This window comes from Bartonella sp. AS69XJJH, assembly GCF_042195585.1.
Taxonomy (GTDB): Bacteria; Pseudomonadota; Alphaproteobacteria; order Rhizobiales; family Rhizobiaceae; genus Bartonella.
Map to the genome: position 1 here is coordinate 1 of NZ_JBHIOO010000091.1, position 1,224 is coordinate 1,224.

The 1,224-nt window shown below is 38.5% G+C and carries 3 protein-coding genes; all 3 read right to left on the reverse strand.

What is annotated here, in order from left to right:
• Window positions 1-272 (reverse strand): recombinase RecT (locus tag ACFIK6_RS09835; RefSeq protein WP_375642638.1); only part of this gene is annotated, 272 nt, incomplete at its 3' end.
• A 215-nt stretch (window positions 273-487) separates the two neighbouring features.
• Complete coding sequence (locus tag ACFIK6_RS09840; protein WP_375642639.1) at window positions 488-778, reverse strand: hypothetical protein; 291 nt, start codon at window positions 776-778, stop codon at window positions 488-490.
• Window positions 756-977, reverse strand: a complete 222-nt coding sequence (locus ACFIK6_RS09845) for a hypothetical protein (protein ID WP_375642640.1) — start codon at window positions 975-977, stop codon at window positions 756-758. The genes ACFIK6_RS09840 and ACFIK6_RS09845 overlap by 23 nt, the downstream gene beginning before the upstream one ends.
• Window positions 978-1,224 lie beyond the last annotated feature (247 nt).

The window sequence follows — 1,224 nt, forward strand, 5'->3', positions numbered from 1 at the left end:
AAGTTAGGATTTGATTTGATGATCTTTATCCAACCGTCGATAGAAACAACGGGTATGATGCCGCCGCCTTTTTTAGGGAGTGCATAGATTTCTTTTGTTAAAGGGTTAAGTCCATAAGTATTGGCAACAAAAAGAAAAACGGCAAATTCTGCATCATTGATGACACTAGCATTTTTATATCCAATACAAGTTTTTATGATTGTTTCTCGAAATTCTTCAGCAGAAAATCCATATTTTCTTGCTATTTCTGTTAAAAGAGTGGAATTTTTCATCTTGATTTCCTACATTGCGCGCAATTCACCCGTGGCGTGAATCACGCTTGTGTTAAAAGGCTGGTTGGTTGTTAGAAAGTGCTTATACGCTCTGTATTTTCCTAGGGATATGTTCGGCTTTTCTATTATAACTAATATGTGTGTTTCCTGAAATACATGTGTTACCACATACAACAGCTTCACCACCAATATGAGCTTTTTCACAAATTGTGGCATTACCGTGAATTTCGGCTATTCCGTAAATTAGCATTTCCATAAATACGTGCATTACATGAGATACGTGCTCGTCCAAATACTTGTGCATTCTCATAAATTTGAGCATTACTGCAAACCTTTGCCCTATCTCCAACCCAACAATCGCCCTCATGAGAGAGGTTGCCTTCATGCTCTATAAAACCGCCAAGATCACCTTTCTTGATGTTTCCAAAGTCTCTCAGTGCACGGATGCGACGAACTAGGCGACGATAGAGCATGTCTATTTCATCAGTAAATTCGTATTTTCTCATCTGGTTTGTTCCCTAGTTGAGATTCTTCTATTGTCATCAATCCAGTAGTTCCAAAATACACATGCTTCACCGTAAATCTTTGCATTGCCATAAACATGGGCATTGCCACAAACATGGGCATTTCCAGAGATTTCTGCGTGACCGCCAATTTTAGCTTTTTCCGAAACATGTGCACCTTGGTGGATTGCGGTATTGCCATAAACCTTAGCCTTTCCAAAAACACGTGCATCATCTGCAATAAATGCGGATTCAAAAACACAAGCATCGTCAAAAATTTCTGCGTTCTTTGAAATTATTGCATTACCGCCAATCTTTGCATCATGGTATATTCGTGCATTACCAGAAACATTTGATTATGAAAATGCCTTATGATTATGAAAGCCTGCTTTTTTCACGCGTGCTTTATAGCTGTTATGTTCTTTATAGCCACCGCATCATTTTTCATT